23 protein-coding genes are annotated in these 19999 nt (G+C 62.1%); 16 read left to right on the forward strand and 7 right to left on the reverse strand.

What is annotated here, in order from left to right; translation table 11 throughout:
• Positions 1-72 precede the first annotated feature (72 nt).
• Positions 73-849, forward strand: coding sequence for a sulfite exporter TauE/SafE family protein (locus tag ACQKP1_RS15500; RefSeq protein ID WP_203017481.1), 777 nt, complete (start codon positions 73-75; stop codon positions 847-849).
• 84 nt (positions 850-933) lie between these two features.
• Positions 934-1194: an ArsR/SmtB family transcription factor gene (locus tag ACQKP1_RS15505; protein WP_040300270.1), complete on the forward strand. Its 261-nt coding sequence runs from the start codon at positions 934-936 to the stop codon at positions 1192-1194.
• A gap of 145 nt (positions 1195-1339) precedes the next feature.
• Here the strand turns inward: ACQKP1_RS15505 and ACQKP1_RS15510 are convergent, their stop codons facing one another.
• Positions 1340-1516, reverse strand: coding sequence for a YdcH family protein (locus tag ACQKP1_RS15510; protein WP_069043460.1), 177 nt, complete (start codon positions 1514-1516; stop codon positions 1340-1342).
• Between the two features lie 234 nt (positions 1517-1750).
• Between ACQKP1_RS15510 and ACQKP1_RS15515 the strand changes: the two genes are divergently transcribed.
• The 6 genes from ACQKP1_RS15515 to ACQKP1_RS15540 all read left to right on the forward strand — a co-directional run bounded on the left by ACQKP1_RS15515 (position 1751) and on the right by ACQKP1_RS15540 (position 5731).
• A complete protein-coding gene (locus ACQKP1_RS15515) occupies positions 1751-1954 on the forward strand; it encodes a YdcH family protein (RefSeq protein ID WP_006726870.1) in 204 nt (67 codons plus the stop codon).
• A gap of 17 nt (positions 1955-1971) precedes the next feature.
• Entirely contained in the window at positions 1972-2472 is a 501-nt protein-coding gene (gene purE, locus ACQKP1_RS15520) for a 5-(carboxyamino)imidazole ribonucleotide mutase (protein WP_203017482.1), read from the forward strand.
• Positions 2469-3533: a 5-(carboxyamino)imidazole ribonucleotide synthase gene (locus tag ACQKP1_RS15525; RefSeq protein ID WP_427275939.1), complete on the forward strand. Its 1065-nt coding sequence runs from the start codon at positions 2469-2471 to the stop codon at positions 3531-3533. The genes purE and ACQKP1_RS15525 overlap by 4 nt, the downstream gene beginning before the upstream one ends.
• 177 nt (positions 3534-3710) lie before the next feature.
• Positions 3711-3836, forward strand: a complete 126-nt coding sequence (gene ykgO, locus ACQKP1_RS15530) for a type B 50S ribosomal protein L36 (RefSeq protein WP_006726873.1) — start codon at positions 3711-3713, stop codon at positions 3834-3836.
• Between the two features lie 113 nt (positions 3837-3949).
• The gene (locus ACQKP1_RS15535) at positions 3950-4585 is read left to right on the forward strand and encodes a tetratricopeptide repeat protein (RefSeq protein WP_203017486.1); all 636 of its coding nucleotides are present in this window, start codon (positions 3950-3952) and stop codon (positions 4583-4585) included.
• 105 nt (positions 4586-4690) lie between these two features.
• Positions 4691-5731, forward strand: a complete 1041-nt coding sequence (locus tag ACQKP1_RS15540) for an alpha/beta fold hydrolase (protein WP_427276465.1) — start codon at positions 4691-4693, stop codon at positions 5729-5731.
• A gap of 56 nt (positions 5732-5787) precedes the next feature.
• On the opposite strand, the gene pyk is transcribed toward ACQKP1_RS15540, so the two are convergent.
• Both pyk and ACQKP1_RS15550 read right to left on the reverse strand, forming a co-directional pair.
• The gene (gene pyk / locus ACQKP1_RS15545; RefSeq protein ID WP_203017489.1) at positions 5788-7227 is read right to left on the reverse strand and encodes a pyruvate kinase; all 1440 of its coding nucleotides are present in this window, start codon (positions 7225-7227) and stop codon (positions 5788-5790) included.
• A complete protein-coding gene (locus tag ACQKP1_RS15550; RefSeq protein WP_246754067.1) occupies positions 7227-7616 on the reverse strand; it encodes a DUF1036 domain-containing protein in 390 nt (129 codons plus the stop codon). The genes pyk and ACQKP1_RS15550 overlap by 1 nt, the downstream gene beginning before the upstream one ends.
• A 302-nt stretch (positions 7617-7918) precedes the next feature.
• On the opposite strand from ACQKP1_RS15550, the gene ACQKP1_RS15555 reads away from it, so the two are divergent.
• The 3 genes from ACQKP1_RS15555 (at position 7919) to ACQKP1_RS15565 (ending at position 9417) form a co-directional block, all read left to right on the forward strand.
• Entirely contained in the window at positions 7919-8728 is an 810-nt protein-coding gene (locus tag ACQKP1_RS15555) for an N-formylglutamate amidohydrolase (protein ID WP_427275940.1), read from the forward strand.
• Positions 8729-8739: 11 nt separating this feature from the next.
• A complete protein-coding gene (locus ACQKP1_RS15560; RefSeq protein WP_427275941.1) occupies positions 8740-9045 on the forward strand; it encodes a DUF1244 domain-containing protein in 306 nt (101 codons plus the stop codon).
• A 105-nt stretch (positions 9046-9150) separates the two neighbouring features.
• Positions 9151-9417: a DUF2312 domain-containing protein gene (locus ACQKP1_RS15565; protein ID WP_006726882.1), complete on the forward strand. Its 267-nt coding sequence runs from the start codon at positions 9151-9153 to the stop codon at positions 9415-9417.
• A gap of 78 nt (positions 9418-9495) precedes the next feature.
• Here the strand turns inward: ACQKP1_RS15565 and ACQKP1_RS15570 are convergent, their stop codons facing one another.
• Together ACQKP1_RS15570 and ACQKP1_RS15575 are read right to left on the reverse strand one after the other, a co-directional pair.
• Positions 9496-11328 (reverse strand): DUF882 domain-containing protein, encoded by a 1833-nt coding sequence (locus ACQKP1_RS15570; RefSeq protein ID WP_427275942.1) that lies wholly within the window; start codon positions 11326-11328, stop codon positions 9496-9498.
• Positions 11329-11517: 189 nt separating this feature from the next.
• Positions 11518-13035, reverse strand: a complete 1518-nt coding sequence (locus ACQKP1_RS15575) for a sigma-54-dependent transcriptional regulator (RefSeq protein ID WP_427275943.1) — start codon at positions 13033-13035, stop codon at positions 11518-11520.
• 255 nt (positions 13036-13290) lie between these two features.
• Between ACQKP1_RS15575 and ACQKP1_RS15580 the strand changes: the two genes are divergently transcribed.
• Genes ACQKP1_RS15580 through ACQKP1_RS15590 form a run of 3 tightly spaced genes read left to right on the forward strand, consistent with a single transcriptional unit; the run spans position 13291 to position 16930 of the window.
• Positions 13291-15138, forward strand: coding sequence for a M3 family oligoendopeptidase (locus ACQKP1_RS15580; protein ID WP_427276466.1), 1848 nt, complete (start codon positions 13291-13293; stop codon positions 15136-15138).
• Positions 15139-15158: 20 nt separating this feature from the next.
• Positions 15159-16322, forward strand: a complete 1164-nt coding sequence (locus ACQKP1_RS15585) for an aminodeoxychorismate synthase component I (RefSeq protein ID WP_427275944.1) — start codon at positions 15159-15161, stop codon at positions 16320-16322.
• Positions 16307-16930 carry an aminotransferase class IV family protein gene (locus ACQKP1_RS15590; RefSeq protein WP_427275945.1) on the forward strand — a complete coding sequence of 208 codons (624 nt, stop codon included), beginning with the start codon at positions 16307-16309 and terminating at the stop codon, positions 16928-16930. The genes ACQKP1_RS15585 and ACQKP1_RS15590 overlap by 16 nt, the downstream gene beginning before the upstream one ends.
• 6 nt (positions 16931-16936) lie before the next feature.
• On the opposite strand, the gene ACQKP1_RS15595 is transcribed toward ACQKP1_RS15590, so the two are convergent.
• Together ACQKP1_RS15595 and ACQKP1_RS15600 are read right to left on the reverse strand one after the other, a co-directional pair.
• On the reverse strand, positions 16937-17290 hold the full coding sequence (locus tag ACQKP1_RS15595) for an Atu4866 domain-containing protein (protein WP_427275946.1): 354 nt from the start codon (positions 17288-17290) through the stop codon (positions 16937-16939).
• An 11-nt stretch (positions 17291-17301) separates the two neighbouring features.
• Positions 17302-18024 (reverse strand): SDR family oxidoreductase, encoded by a 723-nt coding sequence (locus tag ACQKP1_RS15600; protein WP_427275947.1) that lies wholly within the window; start codon positions 18022-18024, stop codon positions 17302-17304.
• 110 nt (positions 18025-18134) lie between these two features.
• Between ACQKP1_RS15600 and ACQKP1_RS15605 the strand changes: the two genes are divergently transcribed.
• Positions 18135-19019, forward strand: coding sequence for a LysR family transcriptional regulator (locus ACQKP1_RS15605; protein ID WP_427275948.1), 885 nt, complete (start codon positions 18135-18137; stop codon positions 19017-19019).
• A 63-nt stretch (positions 19020-19082) separates the two neighbouring features.
• Positions 19083-19970, forward strand: coding sequence for a heme-dependent oxidative N-demethylase family protein (locus ACQKP1_RS15610; protein WP_427275949.1), 888 nt, complete (start codon positions 19083-19085; stop codon positions 19968-19970).
• Positions 19971-19999 lie beyond the last annotated feature (29 nt).

Raw genomic sequence — 19999 nt, forward strand, 5'->3', positions numbered from 1 at the left:
TTCTCAGGATTTCGTCCTCGTTTTCTCTAGACAAATCCGATAGACCGCTCTTCCGAAAGGATCAACCGCGCAATGCTGACAGACCCGAACTTCTATGCCGTCGCCATTCCCGCGGTTGCCCTTGTCGGCCTGTCGAAAGGCGGCCTTGGCGGCGCTTTTGCGCTGATCGGCGTGCCCCTCCTCGCCTTCGCCGTACCGCCGATGCAGGCCGCCGCCATCTTCCTGCCGATCCTTCTCGTCATGGATGCCGTCGCACTATGGGCTTGGCGCCATCACAACAATCGCGCAACGCTCGTTGCCATGCTGCCGGGTGCCGTCATCGGCATCGGACTTGGCTGGGCGACATCGACCTATGTTTCGGCGGATGCGATGCGCCTGGTTCTCGGCGGCATTTCGATCGTCTTTTCGCTCAAATATTTCCTCGAAAGCTGGGCGGCCTACAAGGGACAGGAAACGGCACCCGCAGCCCAGCGCCCTGTCGCGGGCTCCTTCTGGGGCTCTCTTGCCGGTTATGCGAGCTTCGTTGCCCATGCTGGCGGCCCGCCCTTCCAGATCTATGTCCTGCCGCTGAAGCTCGATCCGCTGACCTATACCGGAACCTCCACACGCTTCTTCGCCATCCTAAACGCGATCAAGGTCATCCCCTATTTTGCGCTCGGAGAACTGGACGCGACCAATCTCAGCCTGTCGGCTGCCCTCTTGCCGATTGCGCTGGTGTCGACGCTCGCCGGAGCCCGCCTCGTGCATTACCTGAGACCGGCGATCTTCTATCCGTTGATGTACGGCATGGTCCTGATCGCCGGCAGCAAGCTGGCCTGGGACGGCACCCGGGGGCTTTTCGGCATTTGACACGCGATTTCGTGTTCGGCCATGGCTTGCTGCAGCGCACATCGGCGCTTGCCGCGGAGGGGCCTTTGACATAACCTTTCCGGCATGACGAACGCAGACCCGTTCATGGCGATCGCAGACCCGAACCGGCGGCATATCCTCGAGGATCTGCGTCGGGGGGAAAAGACCGTGAACGAACTTGCCGCGCAGCTGCCGATCAGCCGCCCTGCGGTCTCGCAACATCTGAAAGCATTGCTCGACAGCGGCCTCGTCGATGTCCGCTCCGAAGGCACGCGGCGGATCTATGTGATCAATCGACCCGGCTTCGACCGCATGAACATGTGGCTCGACCAGTTCTGGTCCTGAAACTCAGAAAACACTCTTCAACGCAAAACAAAAGCCCCGAAGTCATGTGAACTCCGGGGCTGAGGGTGCTGTCTTGGCTGCTTCATGAATACATCGGGATCGGTCTTTGGGTCCGCCAGATCCCGGCGCAGCCGGAAGGGTGGGATCAGTGGCGTGTGGAGGCCCTCAGGCGTTCCATTTCATCCTTGAGACGCAGTTTCAGGCGCTTCAGTTCGGCAATGTGCCGGTCATCGATGGAGGGGGATGCAAGCGCGTCATGGAGCTTTTCCTCGAGGGCTCCATGCTTCTTCTGCAGCGATTCAAGATGAGCCTGTATGGTCATTTGATGCGTCCTTCCTTATCGCCTACCTCCAGCCCTCATCCGCTGGAGTTTCAGGCTTTGCGAAGATAATGTGACACGAGAAATGCGGTTTGTCGAAGGCGAATTGGCCAAAAACGACCTCGAAAATCGGAGACAAGGATAACTTCCCGTTACCGGTATTTGGTGATAGGAGCTTGCGCGAATCTTCGGGGCATCCTTAAAGGATGGGCCACACGGCGATAATGGGGAACAAGCATGGCCGATCAGGAACAGGCCGACGTCAGGCTTTCGTTGGCACGGCTTCGCCAGGAACATGAAGACTATGATGCGGCGATCAATGCCATGATCACGACCGGCTGCGACGCCCTTCGGATTCAGCGCATGAAGAAGAAGAAACTATCCATCAAGGACAAGATCACCGCGCTGGAAGACCAGATCATTCCCGACATCATCGCCTGAAGGCACAAGGATACGAGATGACAGCTGAGTGCCCGCCCGTCGCCATCATCATGGGAAGCCAGTCCGACTGGGAAACCATGAAGAATGCCGCCGACACGCTCGACGCACTCGGCGTCTCCTATGAAGCCCGCATCGTTTCGGCACATCGCACGCCCGATCGCATGGTGGCCTTTGCCAAGGGCGCCCGCGACGAGGGCTTCAAGGTGATTATCGCCGGCGCCGGCGGCGCTGCCCACCTGCCGGGCATGGTCGCCTCGATGACCAATCTGCCCGTCTTCGGCGTGCCCGTTCAGTCGAAAACGATGTCCGGCCTCGACAGCCTCTATTCCATCGTCCAGATGCCCGCCGGCATTCCCGTCGGAACGCTTGCCATTGGCCGCGCTGGCGCCGTCAACGCCGCCTTGCTCGCCGCCCGCGTGCTCGCCGCCTTCGACGAAGAACTGGCCGACCGCCTCGACGAATGGGTCGAGCGCCAAACGGCATCGGTCGCTGAATACCCCGTGGACGAGGCCCCATGACCATCCGCACCATCGGCATCATCGGTGGGGGCCAGCTTGGCCGCATGCTGGCCATGTCCGCCGCCCGGCTGAATTTCCGCACCGTGATTCTCGAGCCGCAGGCCGACAGCCCCGCTGAGCAGGTGGCCAATCAGCAGATCACGGCCGCCTATGACGATCCGGCAGCGCTGGCAGAACTCGCCCGCCTTTGCGACGTCATCACCTATGAATTCGAAAACGTCCCCGTTTCGGCCGCCGAGACGCTGGCTGCCAGCGTGCCCGTCTATCCGCCGCCAAAGGCTCTCGAGGTTGCCCAGGATCGTGTGACGGAAAAACGTTTCCTCAACGCATCCGGCATCGAGACCGCCCGCTTCCACGCCGTGGACAGCCAGGCCGACCTCGAAGCGGCCCTCACCGATTTCGGCGGTGAAGGCGTGCTGAAGACCCGCCGCCTCGGTTACGACGGCAAGGGCCAGAGGGTCTATCGCAAGGGCGACAGCTCAGACGGCGGGTATGAGGCACTCGGCTCGGTACCGCTCATTCTCGAAAGCTTCGTGCCCTTCGTTCGCGAGATCTCGATCATCGCCGCCCGCGGCACTGATGGCGAAGTCCGCTGCTACGACCCGACCGAGAATGTTCATCGGGGCGGCATCCTGCACACCTCGACCCAGCCTGCCGCGATCACGCAGGACACGGCCAAGGCCGCCCGCGAGGCCGCGACCAGGCTGCTCGACGCCCTGGCCTATGTCGGCGTCGTCGGCATGGAGTTCTTCGTGCTTGAAGACGGCAGCCTGATCGCCAACGAGATCGCGCCCCGCGTACACAATTCCGGCCACTGGACGGAGGCTGCCTGCATCGTCTCGCAGTTCGAGCAGCACATCCGCGCGGTCGCCTGTCTGCCGCTCGGCGACACCGTGCGCCACTCGGATTGCGTGATGACGAATCTGATCGGCGACGACATCGATTCTGTGCCGGCATGGCTCGCAAAGCCGAACGTGCTCGTCCATCTCTACGGCAAGACGGAAGCCCGCCCTGGCCGCAAGATGGGTCATGTGACCGAAATCCTGCCGTTTCGCGACTGATTTTCCCGGTTTTTTAGCAGGATGCGTCCCGCATTTTCGGCCTGAGATGTTGACATGGCGGCCTCCCTCGGGCTAATTGCCGCCAACTCTTCAGGGGCGCGCCCAGCGGCGCGCTTTTGATTGTTTAGAACAGTGGGTGAATGACACATTCCCCGACAATCGTTGTGGACCAGAAAAATGAAGATCAAGAACTCGCTGAAAGCGCTTAAGGCCCGTCATCGCGACAACCGTCTGGTTCGCCGCAAGGGCCGTATCTACATCATCAACAAGCAGAACCCGCGCTTCAAGGCTCGCCAGGGCTGATGCCCCGGGATCTCCGGATCCCATGAGCCGGACGGACTGCCCGCTGCATCTGCGGCGTGTTGATATCGGAAATTTGAGTTTGAAAGACGGCGCTGAGGGACTAACTTCCCTTCATGCGCCGTTTTTCTTTGCGACTCGCCCTCACCCTCCCGCTTCTGCCCGCCCTGCTCTTTGCAGGCACCGTCGCCGCACAGGCGCCGGAAGAGCAAGGGAGCACGCAGGCAAATGAGATGCCTGTCGAACAGATCCCGCTCAGGCCGCCAGCAAAGCCGAAGACTGTCGATGATCTGCTCGCCGAACTGAAAAGAGAGCGCAACCCGCAGGCGGCCCGCCAGATCGCCAATTCCACGATGGCGACCTGGAGCGACTCGTCTAGCCCGACGGTCAACCTCCTGATGCAGTGGTCTGCGAAGGCCGCCGCCGAGAAGCGCAACGCGGCCGCCCTCGACTTCATCGACCAGGCGATCATCCTGAAACCGGATTTCGTCGGCGCGTGGAATCAGCGCGCAACGCTGCATTTCACCATGGGCAACTACAAGAAATCCGTCTCCGATATTGAAAAGGTGCTGGAGTTGGAGCCCCGCCACTTCGGCGCCATCGCCGGCCTTGCCGGCATCCTCACCGAACGCGGCAGCAAGGATGCAGCACTCAAGGCCTGGGAACGCTATCTCGAAGTCTTCCCCGCCGACCGCGAGGCCCAGGAGATCGTCGCCAAGCTGTCGGAAGAACTGGCCGGCCAGCGGACGTGAGGTAGCATCGACCTCCCTTGACGAACGGCACAGCCGCACGATCTTGTTGCCATATCGTCCAGCCCGGAAGCTTCGCTCTTGCTCCTCCCCCGTATCGGTTTCGTCTTGCTCGTCATCCTTCTGGTCCTCATCGCCGTGCTCGCGGCGCTCGCCATTGCCACGCAACTCCGTGCCCGAGCCATTGAGGCGAAGACACCGAACATCGGTGAGCTCATCGATGTCGGCGGCTTTCGTCTAAACGCTCTTCACGTGCCCGCAAGCCCCGAGGCCGACCTGCCGCCGATCGTGTTCATCCACGGCGCTTCAGGAAACCTCAGGGATCAGGCGGGCGCCTTCCTGCAGCCCTTGAGGGGCCGCGCTGAGCTTCTCTTCGTCGATCGCCCGGGTCACGGCTATTCGGAGCGCGGCGGCAAGGAGAACGACACGCCGGACGGACAAGCCAACGCCATCGCGCGGCTGATGGAGGAAAAGGGCATCGAGCGGGCGATCATCGTCGGCCACTCCTTCGGCGGCGCGATCACCGCAAGTTTCGGCGTTCTGCATCCCGACAAGGTTGAAGGCCTCGTCTTCCTGGCAGCGGCCACGCATCCCTGGCCGGGCGGCGTCGATTGGTATTACCACCTCGCCTCTGCACCCGTGATCGGACAGATCTTCTGCCACACGCTGGCTTTGCATGCGGGCATGATGCGTATCGAGCCGGCGACGGAGCATGTCTTCGCACCCAATCCACGCCCGGACACCTATCTCGAAGACAGCGGCCCGGCCCTCGTCTTGCGCCCCTCAACCTTCCGATCCAACGCAAAGGATGTCGCCGGCCTCCATGCCTATGTGAGCACCTTCGCCCCGCGCTACCGCGAGATCGCCAAGCCGACGGTAGTGATCACCGGCGACGCTGACGAAATCGTACTGGAGGAGATCCATTCGAAGGGCCTCGCTCGCGACATCTCGGGCTCTGAACTGGTCTGGATCGAAGGCCTCGGCCACAAGCCGGATTACATCGTGACCGATATCGCGATCGCTGCCCTGGAAAAGATCGCAGGCGAAACACGCGATCTGCAAGCCATGGCGCGCGCAGCCGAGCCGAGGCTCGCCGCGACACGCGTGGAACCGACGGGAGCCGCCCCTTCCCTTCAGGCTGGCCAGTAGCCGCAATGAAGAAAGCCGCCCGAAGGCGGCTTTTCCAGATCAGGGAGCGGTCGGGCTCAGACGCCCGACTGACCGTCGGAACCGATATAGGCAATGCGCAGCATGTTGGTCGAACCGGGCGTACCAAGCGGCACGCCGGCCGACATGATGATCCGGTCACCCGGCTTGCCGAAACCCTCTTCAACGACGATGCGGCAGGCACGGTTGACCATGTCGTCGAGATCCGTCGGCTCGGAAGAGACAACGCAATGCAGGCCCCAGACGACCGACAGGCGACGCGCGGTGTGGATGACCGGCGAAAGCGCGATGATCGGCACTTCGGGACGCTCGCGCGAGGCGCGCAGACCGGTATTGCCCGATGACGTGTAGCAGACGATCGCCTGCAGACGCAGCGTCTCGGCGATCTGGCGGGCAGCCAGCGAGATGGCGTCGGCGCCGGTCGCTTCCGGCTGGGCGCGCTGGGCATAGATGATGCCCGGATAGTGAGGCTCGCGCTCGACAGTGTGGGCGATGGACGCCATGGTGGCGACAGCCTCGACCGGATACTGGCCGGAGGCAGACTCAGCCGACAGCATGATGGCGTCGGCGCCTTCGAAGACGGCGGTCGCGACGTCAGAGACTTCGGCGCGGGTTGGGACCGGTGCCGTGATCATCGATTCCAGCATCTGGGTGGCCACGACAACCGGCTTGCCTTCGCGGCGGCAGGCGCGGATCAGCTGCTTCTGGATGCCGGGCACACGCTCGAGCGGCATTTCAACGCCGAGGTCACCGCGGGCGACCATCAGGGCGTCGGAGAGCGCGATGATCTCGTCGATGCGCTCGATGGCCTGCGGCTTTTCAATCTTCGACATCAAGCCAACACGTCCCTTGGCGATCTTGCGGACTTCCGCCAGATCTTCCGGACGCTGGATGAAGGAGAGTGCCACCCAGTCGACATCATTGGTGGCGAGCACGGCATCAAGGTCGGCGCGGTCCTTGTCGGTGAGAACACCGGTGGCGAGAATGGTGTCGGGCAGGCTCACACCCTTGCGGTCGGAAATCTTCGTGCCCGAGACGACTTCCGTGACGATCGTCTTGCCGTCGCATTTGACAGCCTTCAGATGCAGCTTGCCGTCATCGATGAGCAGACGGTCCCCCACCTTGACCGATTCGAGAATTTCCGGATGCGGCAGGTAGACGCGGCTTGCATCACCGGGCGCTTCGTTGCTGTCGAGCGTGAAGGTCTGGCCGGGCTTCAGCTCGACGGTCGTTTCGGCAAACTTGCCCACACGCAGTTTCGGACCCTGCAGGTCGGCAAGGATACCGATCGGGCGACCACAGGCGGCCTCGACGTTACGAATGCGCTGGATGAGCGTCCGCAGCATCTCATGGCTCGAATGGCTCATGTTGATGCGGAAAAGATCGGCCCCTGCTTCGTGCAGTTTCCGGATCATCGCCTCATCGGAAGAGGCGGGACCAAGCGTGGCGAGGATCTTTACTTTGCGGTTTCGCTTCATCAGTTCTGGCTTTCCTGGGTGCCCGACGTATCAGACAGCTGGACCATCCAGCTCCCCTGCCTGCCGGTGTCGTATTCCTTGAATCCCATCTGCTGATAGCCGCGTGCGAAGCAGTCCTTCACACCAACGATCTTGAACTCGTTTTCGGCGACACACATGTTGATGTCACCGGTCCAGCGACCACCGCGAGCGGCATCCTCAGCATAGAGATAATAATAGCGCGACTGGAGTTCGCCCTCGATGAGGGATGCACAGGTGCCGGCAGGGACCTGCCACCAGCCTTCCGTGATCCAGCCCTCTTCTGCCCGGTAGCCGACTGCGACCCCGACCAAGTTCTGCGTGCCGTTGCAGACACGAAACTCGGCTTGGGCAGCAGAGGCTGCCAGCATGGGCGAAAATAGCGCACCCGCGATCAGGAGGGGCTTCAGAAAACGTGCCGCAGCACGGTCAAAAGTCTGTCTGATCGGGTGATGCACGATTGCCGCCGGAACTCCAAAAATGCGCATGGGATGCCTTCTTGCGATGCTGACCAGAGAATGTCAACGCAACTCTAATCGATTATATTTTCTGCCTTTGGCCAGTCTCAAAACCTATATGTTCGATCTTGGCACAAACGTGACAGCCATGAAAGCTTGCGCTCCCCCATTCCCCATGCGATCAAGCGCTTGTACCAGACGATGGCTTCAAACTGATGAATGTTTCCTCCGTTTTCGAGATTTTGGATGGCCGTTTAGACGCCGGCCTGGTGCTCCTCGCCGACCACGCGACGAATATCGTGCCCGAGCCCTATGGCAGACTTGGCCTGCCCGATAGCGCCTTCGGCCGTCACATTGCCTATGACATCGGTATCGAGCCGCTGACGCGGCAGCTGGCCGCCCGCCTCGGCGTCCCCGCCGTCATGTCGCGCTTCTCCCGCCTGCTGATCGATCCGAATCGCGGCGAGGATGACCCGACGATCATCATGCGCATCTCTGACGGCGCCATCGTGCCAGGGAACCATCCGATCACGTCAGAGGAATGGCAGCACCGCATCGAGACCTATCATCGGCCCTACCACGGTGCGGTCTCCGATGTGATCGCCAAGGTCGCCGAAGCGTCGGGCAAGGCGCCGCTCGTTCTCTCGCTGCATTCCTATACCCCAGCCTGGAAGGGCGTGCCTCGCCCATGGCATGCGGCCGTCCTTTGGGACACAGATGGACGGGCTGTCCGCCCCCTGATTGACGGACTGGAAGCCGCAGGAGACATTCTAGTCGGCGACAACGAACCCTATGACGGCGCCCTGAAGGGCGACACCATGTATCGCCATTGCATGATCACGGGGATTCCGCATGCGCTTCTCGAAGTGCGGCAGGATCTGATTGCAGATGAGGCCGGCGTCACCGCCTGGGCCGATCGCCTCGCACCGATCTTCGAACGCCTCAATGCCGACCCGAAGCTGCACGAGTATGAAATCCACGCCTCGCGGACCGGCCCCTACCCCGCGCAGCCCATCACGCCCTGAAGGAGGACAGCATGACGCTCCCCACAAAGGACCAGCAGACCGAACTCGAAGCGGCCGCCTTTCGCCGGCTCGTTTCCCATCTGCGCAATCGGCCTGACGTGCAGAACATCGATCTGATGAACCTCGCCGGCTTTTGCAGAAACTGTCTGTCGAACTGGTATCTGGACGCCGCCAAGGAAAGCGGTATCGACCTCACCAAGGACGAAAGCCGCGAGATCGTCTACGGCATGCCCTATGACGCTTGGAAGTCGCTCCATCAGCGCGAAGCAAGCGCCGAGCAGCGTCAAGCATTCGAAGAGAACCGCCCGAATGAATGACGCGCTCCACAAGCTTTGGGACTTGACGCGGACGCTGCTTCGCGGCACGTGGACGCCACGAAAACCATCCCGAGAATGCCATCCCCGCAATGAAGGAGATTGCCCATGACTGATGCCGCTCACGGCGTCGCCCGCGACCAGCTCCGTGCCTTTGTCGAACGCATCGAGCGCCTGGAAGAAGAAAAGAAAACCATCGCCGACGACATCAAGGATGTCTACGGCGAAGCCAAGTCCATGGGCTTCGACACGAAGATCCTCAAGAAGGTCATCGCGCTTCGCAAGAAGGACGACCAGGAGCGCATGGAAGAGGATCTGATCCTCGACACCTACCTTCACGCGCTCGGCATGATCGAAAGCCCGCCGGAAGGCTGAGGCAGGCGCATCGCGACCAACAAAAAACCCGCCGATCCGGCGGGTTTCTTTTTGCCTGCAATCTGGAAAAGCCTGGGATCAGGGAGCGCCGAAGCGGCTCGGATCGACCGTGGTGGCATCGAGGCGGAAACCGTCAGGAACAGCGGTCGGGGGTGCCACGAGCGAACGCGACACGACGCGCGGGGCCTTCACCGGCTTGGCGACGGATTCAAACTTGCCCTGGTTTAGCGCCCACTGCTCGATCATGTTCTTGGTGAGCTGGGTGCCACCATACATGGCCATGTGTGCGCGCTCTGCATCTTCCTGTCCCGGACGACCGCCCTTCTTCGGCACGACTGCATCGGCGTCTGCCACTGGCTCGGACGGTGCATCGAACATGTCGCCGAACTGTGTGGTCGACTCGACGCTGGCTTCCTGCTGTGACGGGATCGACGCCATTTCGACAGGCTTTGCAGCCGGCGCCGGTGCGGCACGGAGCTCGGCCTGAGCGGGCGCGCTCGACGGGATCGGAGCGGCCATTTCCGGCATGGTGCTGTCTTCGAGGGCGGCAGCGGCTTCCGGCGACAGGATCGCCTGCTCGACTTCATCCACTTCCGCTTCGGCTTCCGCCTGGGCGGAGGCGAGCAGCGCCTCGGCGACCTGCGGGCGGGCTGCTGGCACAGGAACAGTCATACCATCCGCAAGCATCATCGCATTTGCCGTATTCGGATCGATCGAGGCAGTCATGACGCCTTCCGCTGCGCCAGCCTGCGGCCGTGCCTGCAGGAGCGTCGGAACCGGTACGTTCAGGGCCGCAAGGTCGGCGAATTCACTCGCCGGCGCTGTGGGCACGCCGCTTGCCACCTGTTGCAGCGCATCTTCGGCGGCGTTGCGCGGTGGCTGATAAAGCGCAACGGCAAGGCTGTTGTCGGCCGGACGCAGCGAGGGCCGCGCCTGGGGAACTGGCGCATCCGCGGCGTCGACGCCAGGAAGCGTATTGGCGACCATCACAGGCTCGGACGCCGTCACGACGGGTTCCTGGCGCGGCGCGGCCGGAGCTGGCTGCGCCGTGGCCGGACGGGCTGCGGGTTGCGGCACATCCTCGACCTCGTCCTCGTCGCCGCCGCCAAACAGCATGGCGAGGAAATTGCGCGGACGCCCGCGGGTCTTCTCCTCGGCGATCATGACGGTATTGCCGGACGCGACGCGGCGCTTGTATTCGGCGAGCGCCTGCTGGTAGCCCGGCAGCGGCTTGCCGTCGGAGGGAATATGGACGGTCTTGCCATCAGGGAAGAGACGCACGAGATCCTGACGGTTCATGCGCGGCCAGGCACGCACACCGGCAACGTCCATGTGAACGAAAGGCGAGCCGGAATTCGGATAAAAGCCAACGCCGCCAGCCTGCATCTTCACGCCGATTTCGCGCAGCGTCTTCAGCGGAACACCGGGGATGTAGAAGTCCATCGCCGTGCCGCGCATGTGCTGGCTTTCCTTCGCGACACCCTGGGAGCGCGAACGCAGCATGTTGTTCGTCGCAGGCGAACGATAGGCCGAGACGACCTTGATGTATCCCTTGGCACGCGACTGGCGATAAACTTCCCAGACAAGATCGAAGAGGCGCGGGTCCATCTTCGTCGGCTCGTTGCGGCGCCAGTCACGGAGAATATAATTGAGTTGTTTCAGACCCTTGGGGTCATAGCGGCCATTGCGCTTGAACGTGATCGATGCCTTCTCGCCGGTATGAACGAATTCAATGTTGAGCGTACGGGTCTCAGCACGCGCAGCGGCGGCATTTCCAAACAGGAAGCATAAGCTCATGAGAAGGGCGGCAAAAAGCGAAGACAACAGCCGGTTCACCGGCTGCGCAGACGCAAGCCGGATTTTGCGCTCGTTTTGTCCATAGAGCGCGCTGATGTCCTGCGATGCCTGCAATGCAATCCCCGTCCGAAAGACTACGTCCCACGCCAACCGAAATGAACGTCAAATGCGGTCATACCATGGCAAATTTGCCACATCCGCACAAGCTGTCACTTTATGGTGAACGCTTGCCTAACAAATGCTTAGCTCCTTGGGTAAGCGATTAAGCTTACCCCAGAGTTAACATCGAACGGTTGAGGCAAATCAAGCGGCATCCTTCTGCGGATCGTCGGGATCGATTCCGTAATCCTTGAGCTTGCGGTAGAGCGTCGACCGCCCGATACCGAGCTTTCGGGCGACCTGGCTCATTTGGCCCCGATAGAACTTCAGCGCGAAGCGGATCAGTTCCTCCTCGATCTCCGCCAGCTTGCGCACATTGCCGGCCTCGTCGGTACTGACGATGACATTGCCGGAGGCCGACCCATTGAAACCTGTGGATGGAGCCGACGGACCGCCGCTGAAGCTCGCTGCACGCTCGGCAAGGGCGGCCTGAACCTTGGCGATCGGGCTCGGCTCGTACACAGCGGCCTGCGCCTCGCTACCGACAGTCGCGCTTCGATGGCCGGTGACCTGCGCTGCAATCTGCGGAAAGCCGCTTTCCTTGAGACTAGAGCCCTCGGCCAGAACCACGGCGCGGAAGATCGCGTTCTCAAGCTGGCGCGTATTGCCGGGCCAGTCGAATGAGGTCAGTAGGGCGAGTGCGGAGGATTCGATCTGCAGGGTCCGCGGCAGGCGCTGCTCGAGCGAAAAGCGCTCGACAAAGGCCCGGATCAGATGCGGGATATCCTCCTTGCGGCGCCGCAGGGCTGCAATGGTGATCGGGAAGACGTTGACGCGGTAATAGAGGTCCTCGCGGAAACGTCCGGCCTTGACCTCCTCGATCAGATCCTTGTTGGTCGCCAGAACCAGCCGCACATTGGCCTTCAAGGGCTTCGCCTGTCCGCTACGATGCACCTCGCCGGACTGGACGACTTCAAGCAGGCGCATCTGGCCGACCGGTGGCAACTCACTGATTTCCTCGATGAAGAGCGTGCCTCCTTCCGCCTCGGCGACCTTGCCCATCTGGGTTTCGCTGCCGAACAGCACGTCTTCGATCTGCGCAGGCGTGATGGCATTGCAATTAACCGAAACGAAGGGACGGGACGACCGATCGCTGGCGGCATGGATGGCGCGTGCCACGAGCTCCTTGCCGACGCCTGCTTCGCCTTCGAGCATCACGGGGATCATCGATTGTGCTGCACGGCGGCCGAGCTCCACCACGCGAGACATGGCCGCACTGGCCGCAACGACGTCGGAAAAGCTGACCGAACCGCTCCGGGCCCGGCGCGGCGTACGGCCCTGCTGGCTGGTGCGATGGATCTTCAAAGCCGATTCGATCGCACCGATCAGCCGCTCCTGGGCGATCGGCTTGACGAGGAAGTCGAAAGCACCCGCACGCACGGCGTTGAGCGCGGTTTCGGTCGCGCCTTCCGTCGTACAGACAATGACAGGCACGCCCGCATTGATCTCGGCAAGCATCGGGATGACGCTGGGATTTAGGCCGTCTGCGGCTGTCACGTCCAGCACCACGACACCGATCTGCTCGGCGTGACGGCGGAAGAGTTCGACACCCGCAGGCGCGGTGTCGGCGACATGAACGGCATGGCCGTGCGCTTCGATCGCAGCCTTCATGCTGCGGCGCTCGGCGGCATCTTCATCGATGAGTAGAATCTGTGCGGTCAACTTGCGCTCCCCGAGGCTGTTTCGGCGCGTTCGCGCTCCTGGGTTATCGCGGGCAGACTGGCAGAAAGGCCTGAAGATGTTCTTGGGAGAAAACCTAACATTTTAACGGTCCTTAACCGTTTATGGCACAATCCACAGCGGCACTGCGGCAATCGGCTCGCTCTGGTCGCCCCACACCGGCACACCCGGCTGCTTGCCCATCGGCAGACGACTGACTACATCTCCCGAACGAACGAGAGAAAGGACGTCACCATGATGATCGACCGCCGCCCAGCCTTAAGCTCCCTCACCCAGGCCTCCGCGAGCAGGGATCAAAACCTCGGCGACCTTCCCGTCTGGAAACTCGAAGACCTTTATCCCGGCCAGACCTCGTCGGAATTTCTCGGTGCCGTCGAGAAGGCCGGCGCCGATGCGCTTGCCTTTGAGACGAAGTGGAAGGGCAAGCTTGCAGCATCTCTCGAAACTGTCGGGGAAGGCTCGCTGGCCGAAGCGCTGCGGGAGATGGAAGCACTGGAAGACCTGCTCGGTCGCATCGCCTCCTATGCCGGCCTCACTTATTATTCCGACATGACCAATCCGGCGAATGGCAAGTTCTTCGGTGATATCCAGGCGAAGCTGACGGACATGTCGTCCCGCCTTCTCTTCTTCCCGCTGGAACTCAACCGCCTGCCCGACGACGCTGTCGATGCGGCCATGGACCGCGATCAGGCTCTCGGCCACTTCCGCCCCTGGATCGTCGACCTGCGCAAGGACAAGCCCTTCCAGCTCGACGACCGCATCGAACAGCTTTTCCTTGAGAAGTCGCAGACGGGTGCTGCGGCCTTCAACCGCCTGTTCGACGAGACGCTTGCCGCACTTCGTTTCAAGGTCGGCGAGGACGAGATGCCGCTCGAACCGACGCTGACGCTTCTTCAGGATGCCGACCCGGCCAAGCGCAAGCTCGCTGCCGAAGCCCTGTCGAAGACCTTCAAGGACAATATCCGCATCTTCACTCTGGTGACCAACACGCTCGCCAAGGACAAGGACATCTCCGACCGCTGGCGCGGCTTCGAGGACATCGCCGATAGTCGCCACCTCGCCAACCGGGTCGAGCGCGAAGTCGTCGATGCGCTGGCCGAAGCGGTCCGCGAAGCCTATCCGCGCCTGTCACATCGCTATTACAAGATGAAGGCGAAGTGGCTCGGCATGGACCAGATGAATTTCTGGGACCGCAATGCGCCGCTTGCCGAAACGCCTGACAGACTGATCTCCTGGGATGAAGCCAAGGACATGGTGCTGTCAGCCTATGGCGGCTTTGCGCCCGAAATGGCCGAGATCGCCGGCCGCTTTTTCGACGGCGGCTGGATCGATGCGCCTGCCCGCCCCGGCAAGGCCCCTGGCGCCTTCGCCCATCCGACAGTGCCTTCGGCTCACCCCTACGTTCTGGTGAATTACCTCGGCAAGCCGCGCGATGTCATGACGCTTGCCCATGAACTCGGCCACGGCGTGCACCAGGTGCTGGCCGGCGGCCAGGGCGCCCTCATGTGCCAGACCCCGCTGACGCTCGCAGAAACCGCGTCCGTCTTCGGCGAAATGCTGACCTTCCGCGCGCTTCTGGACAAGACGACCGATAAACGCGAACGAAAGGCCATGCTCGCCCAGAAGGTCGAGGACATGATCAACACGGTCGTACGCCAGATCGCCTTCTACCAGTTTGAGCGTAAGATCCACACCGCCCGCAAGGAGGGCGAATTGACGGCCGAGAAGATCGGCGAATTGTGGCTTTCCGTGCAGCAGGAAAGCCTGGGGCCGGCGATCAAGATCTCGGAAGGCTATGAGAACTGGTGGGCCTATATCCCCCATTTCATCCACTCGCCATTCTACGTCTATGCCTATGCCTTCGGCGACTGCCTGGTGAACTCGCTCTATGCCGTCTACCAGAACGCCGACCAGGGCTTCCAGGACAAGTATTTCGAGCTCCTGAAGGCTGGCGGCACCAAACATCACTCCGAGCTGCTCGCCCCCTTCGGCCTCGATGCCACCGATCCGTCGTTCTGGGCCAAGGGTCTGTCGATGATCGAGGGGCTTATCGACGAGCTGGAAGCGCTAGATAAGGCCGCCTGAACCGGAGCTGCCGACATCCCATGCGTGACCACGCGCCTTATGCGCTCTTCCGCGACGACCGCGCGGGGACGAGCCTCCTCTTTGCCGACCCGGAGACGCTCGTCGTCGCCCGGTCGGCGGAGGAGGTCGAGCCTGCGCTCGCCAAGTTGGAAGCGCACCGTAAGTCCGGCAAGTGGCTGGCGGGCTATATTTCCTATGAAGCAGGCTTCGTCTTCGAACCGAAGCTGAGGCCGCTTGTTGAGGACGGGCGCGAAACACCGCTGATCGCGATGGGGGTCTTCGACGCTCCCGCATCAGTCGAGCACCCGCTGGCACAAGCGCCCTCGAACATTCCGAACGCGCCGCTCTTGAGCGACCCGCGCGCGGGCTGGGATCTTGAAAACTATCGCCGCCGCTTCGACCGCCTGCATCATCACTTGCGCAAGGGTGACTGCTATCAGGCGAACCTGACCATGCCGGTGGAAGCCCGCTGGCAGGGCGATCCCCGCGCCGCCTTCTGGTCGCTCGTCGGTCGCCAGCCCGTGCATTACGGCGCTCTGATCGACTACGGCATCGGTCCCGTGATCCTCTCCCGCTCGCCCGAGCTCTTCTTCTCCGTCGATGAGGATGGCTGGATCGAAACCCGGCCGATGAAGGGCACCGCGCCACGCGGCGCAAGTCCCGAGGAAGACAACGCGATCATCGAAGCGATGCTCGCCGACGAGAAGACGCAAGCCGAAAACCGGATGATCGTCGACCTCCTGCGCAACGACGTTTCCGTCATCACGGAGGTCGGCACGCTCTCGGTCCCCAAGCTCTTCGCCATCGAGACCTATCCGACGGTCCACCAGATGGTCAGCTATGTGCGCGCCAAGCTCTTGCCCGATATCGGACTGCCCGAGATCATGGCCGCCCTCTTTCCCTGCGGCTCGGTGACCGGCGCACCAAAAATGTGGGCGATGCGCATCCTGCATGAACTGGAAGCCGGCCCGCGCGACGTCTATTGCGGGGCAATCGGCTGGTTCGACCCGGCAGGCCCCATGCGTTTTTCAGTGGCAATCCGCACCATCTCCCTTTTCAACGAGGGGCGCGCCGTCTTCAATGTCGGCGGCGGCATCGTCTTCGATTCGAAGGCTGAGGCCGAATACGAGGAATGCCTGCTGAAGGCGCGTTTTGCCCTGGGTGATCAATGGATTTCTCGCTGATCGAGACGATGCGCTGGCAGCCGGACGCAGGTTTCCTGCGGCTCGACCAGCATCTGCGCCGTCTCTCCCGTTCTGCCGATGCGCTGGGTTTCCGCCAGCCGCAGGACGCAAAAGGCAAACTCGAGAGGGAAGTGTCCGGCGATACACCACTGCGCGTGCGCCTCGTCATGACCTATCGCGGCAAGATGGAGGTGACGGCGACGCCCTTCGAGCCGATCCCGGAAGAAACGGTCTGGCGGCTGAAGGTCGCAAAGACAAGGCTGCAGTCCGAGGACAGCCTCTTCCGCCACAAGACATCCCGGCGCGAGCCTTACGAGGCCGCCCGCGCCGAATTTTCCAAGGATGAGGCCGACGAAGTACTCCTGCTCAACGAGCGGGGAGAAGTCTGCGAAGGCACGATCACCAACCTGTTTGCCGAAGCCGCCGACGGCATGCTGCTCACCCCGCCATTGACCAGCGGTCTCCTGCCAGGCGTGCTGCGCGCCGAACTGATCCGGGAGCGCAAGGCGCGTGGCGAAGTGCTGAAACTCGACGACCTTCGCCAGCGCAAGCTTTTTGTCGGCAACTCTCTGCGCGGCCTGATCCGCGCGGAACTAGTGGACGGCTGAGCCCGGTTACTTTCGTCGGTAAAAGATCATTCCCCCGTGGTGCAGCACATCCTGGCTGACGAAGGTACCGTCGGCTGTAAAGCCCGTATCGTCCCAATAGTCGATGTGATTGCCGGTGACGACATATCGTCCCTGATAGGCGCTCTCTCTGGGTCCTCGGGCCTCATCGTAACGGCCATTCGGCAGGAGTTCGTGCCGGATCCTGCCGTCTTCGGTAACCCACATGCCGACGTAAGGATGGGACTGCTCGGTCTTCGATGTTTGAGCCATGTTTTCTTCTGCCAGAACGTTGAGGAGATAAACCGGCGCCGTCGCCAGTGCGATGACGGTGCCAAGAGCAATGGGGTGAAAACGCTTCATTTTGGCCTCCATCAGTAAGGCGAACGCACAGGGCGCACGACGATTTCGCTGACATCGACGTCGTCAGGCTGTTCCATCGCATAGCGGACAGCCCGGCCGATGGCGTCGGGAGTCAAGGCGATGGCACGAAAGCCTTTCATCGCTTCGGCAGCCACAGGGTCCGAGATCGTATCGGCCAGTTCGCTCTCGACCACGCCGGGATGGATGCAGGTGACACGCAGCCTGTCGTTCTCCTGGCGAAGGCCATCGGAGATCGCCCGCACGGCAAACTTCGTGGCGCAGTAGACGGCCGCCGTCGGTGAGACCGTCAGCGCGCCGATCGAGGCGATGTTGACGATATGGCCCGAACCCCGCTCGGTCATTTCGGGCAGCACGGCCGCGATCCCGTAGAGGACGCCCTTGATGTTGACGTCCACCATGCGGTCCCATTCGTCGACTTTCAGCGACGACATCAGCGAAAGCGGCATGACGCCTGCATTGTTGACGATCGCATCGACGCGTCCGTATTCCTGCCGCGCGGCCGTGGCAAAGGCTGCCACATTGGCGCGATCGGTGACATCGAGGCTGCGCGTCATCACCTGACCGCCGGCCCAGCGGATCTCATCCGCCACCTTCTCCAGCCTGTCGATGCGACGCGCACCGAGAACCACGGTTGCTCCGGCTTTCGCCAATTCGTGGGCGATGCCCACCCCGATCCCGCTCGATGCGCCGGTAATCAAGACGACCTTATCCATGACATTTCCTTTCTTGCTTCGCGCCTGATGCGCTTGTCAGGAAGATAAGGCTGCGCCATTGTCGCGATAAGCTGCTGAAAACTTTCCTCACCGGGAAGGAACACTAACCAATGCTGCACGATCTGAACGCACTTTCCGTCTTCGCCCTGGTTGCAGAGGAAAAGAACTTCCGCGCGGCAGCAGATCGCATCGGGGTCACCCGATCGGCTGTCAGCCAGTCGATCCGCAAGCTGGAAGAAGCGCTCGGCATCGCACTCGTGGCCCGCACCACCCGCAGCGTCGCCCTCACGGAAGCCGGCGAACGCCTGTATACCCAGATCGCCCCCTCGCTGGTCGAGATGACCGATGCTCTGGAGGCCGCGGCCAATCTGCAGAGAAGACCGCGCGGACAACTCAATCTCGCGGTCTCCTCGATTGCCGAAAGCTTTCTCTCCGGACCTCTGCTCGCGCGCTTCGCCAGGCAACATCCCGAGGTCAAACTGCATGTGACGGTCACCGACGAGGAGTTCGACATCGTCGCCGAAGGCTATGACGCCGGTGTCAGGCTCGGTGAGGTCATTGCACAGGACATGATCGCGGTTCCCGTCTCAGGGGACCTGAGACAGCTGGCGGTCGCTTCGCCGGCCTATCTCGAGGAATTCGGAACGCCGGCCCATCCGCGCGAGCTTGCAAACCATCGCTGCATCGGTTGGCGAACCAGCCCGCGCGTCGCACCCTATCGTTGGGAATTCGCCGAGAACGGAAAGGAGTTTTCCGTGGCCGTTGCAGATAGCATCACCACGACAGAGATGACCCTGATGGTAAAGCTTGCCGTCGCCGGTGCGGGCATCACCTTCGGCATGGAGGATTCGTTTGCGGAACCGCTCGCGCGCGGCGAACTGGTCGGCGTCCTCCAGGACTACTGTCCGACCTTCCCCGGCTTCTACCTCTATTATCCAAGCCGCAGAAACATGGCCCCGAAATTGCGCGCCCTTGTGGACTACCTGAAGCGGTGACTGACTGCGTATTCATGGCTGGCCGAGATTGACACGGACGGCGATCCGCTGGAGCCTGAGCCCATGCCCTTCACCCATACGCCCTATGCCGGCGCCACCCGCCCCTTCACCATCGGCCTGTCGGCGCTCGACCCTCGCCGCTGGATCGAGCCCGACGCGGCGCTCGGCCGGTACCTCACGGAAAAGCAGGAGCTTGCGAGAACCCGGCTGGGCGATGTCTTCCGGGCCACCGATGACAGCCTTGAGGCCCAGCGGGAGTGCTTCGCGGCTCTCCTCGCGCATCTCGCAAAGCATCAACCCGGGCTCTATCGCCGAAAGCACCAGACCATCCACGTCGCCGGTCACACGGTCGATCTTGCGGACGAGGCTGTCCCGCCGCTTCTGCGGGCCGGCATGCTCGTGCAGGACGATCTCGTCATCATGATGAAGCGCGAGGCCGGCTGGTCCATCGCCGCTGCCCATCTCTCCTTCCCTTCCTCCTGGTCGCTTGCAGAGAAATTCGACCGGCCGATGGAAGCGGTCCACGAGCATGTGCCGGGTTTCCAGGGCGGCACGCGCAACGCTGCAATGATCAACCGCATCTTCGACAATCTCGCGCCCGGCCTGCCCGCAGAACGTTTCAACTGGTCGATCAACTGGAAAGAGAAGCTCTTTCACCCGGAAACCGGCCGTAACGACGCCGCGAAACCGGACGAGGCCGTGGTGCGCGTCGAGCGCCAGACACTGACGAAACTGCCGGAAACCGGCGCGATCGTCTTCACGATCCGCATCTATCTGGATCCAGTGACGGCGTTCAGGAACCACCCGGACGGCCCGAGGCTCCGCGCAGCCCTGGCCGAGCAGCTGGAGGGTTTGGCCAACGATCAGCTCCGATACAAGGGGCTCGACATCCAGCGCAAGCGGCTCGTCGCCTATCTGCGGCAAGATACAGCACTCGAAAATCAGCGGTGACGCCGCTCACCCCCATGTCCCTACCCTTT

Origin of the sequence: Allorhizobium sp. NPDC080224 (genome assembly GCF_050281005.1) — a bacterium.
Taxonomy (GTDB): Bacteria; Pseudomonadota; Alphaproteobacteria; order Rhizobiales; family Rhizobiaceae; genus Allorhizobium.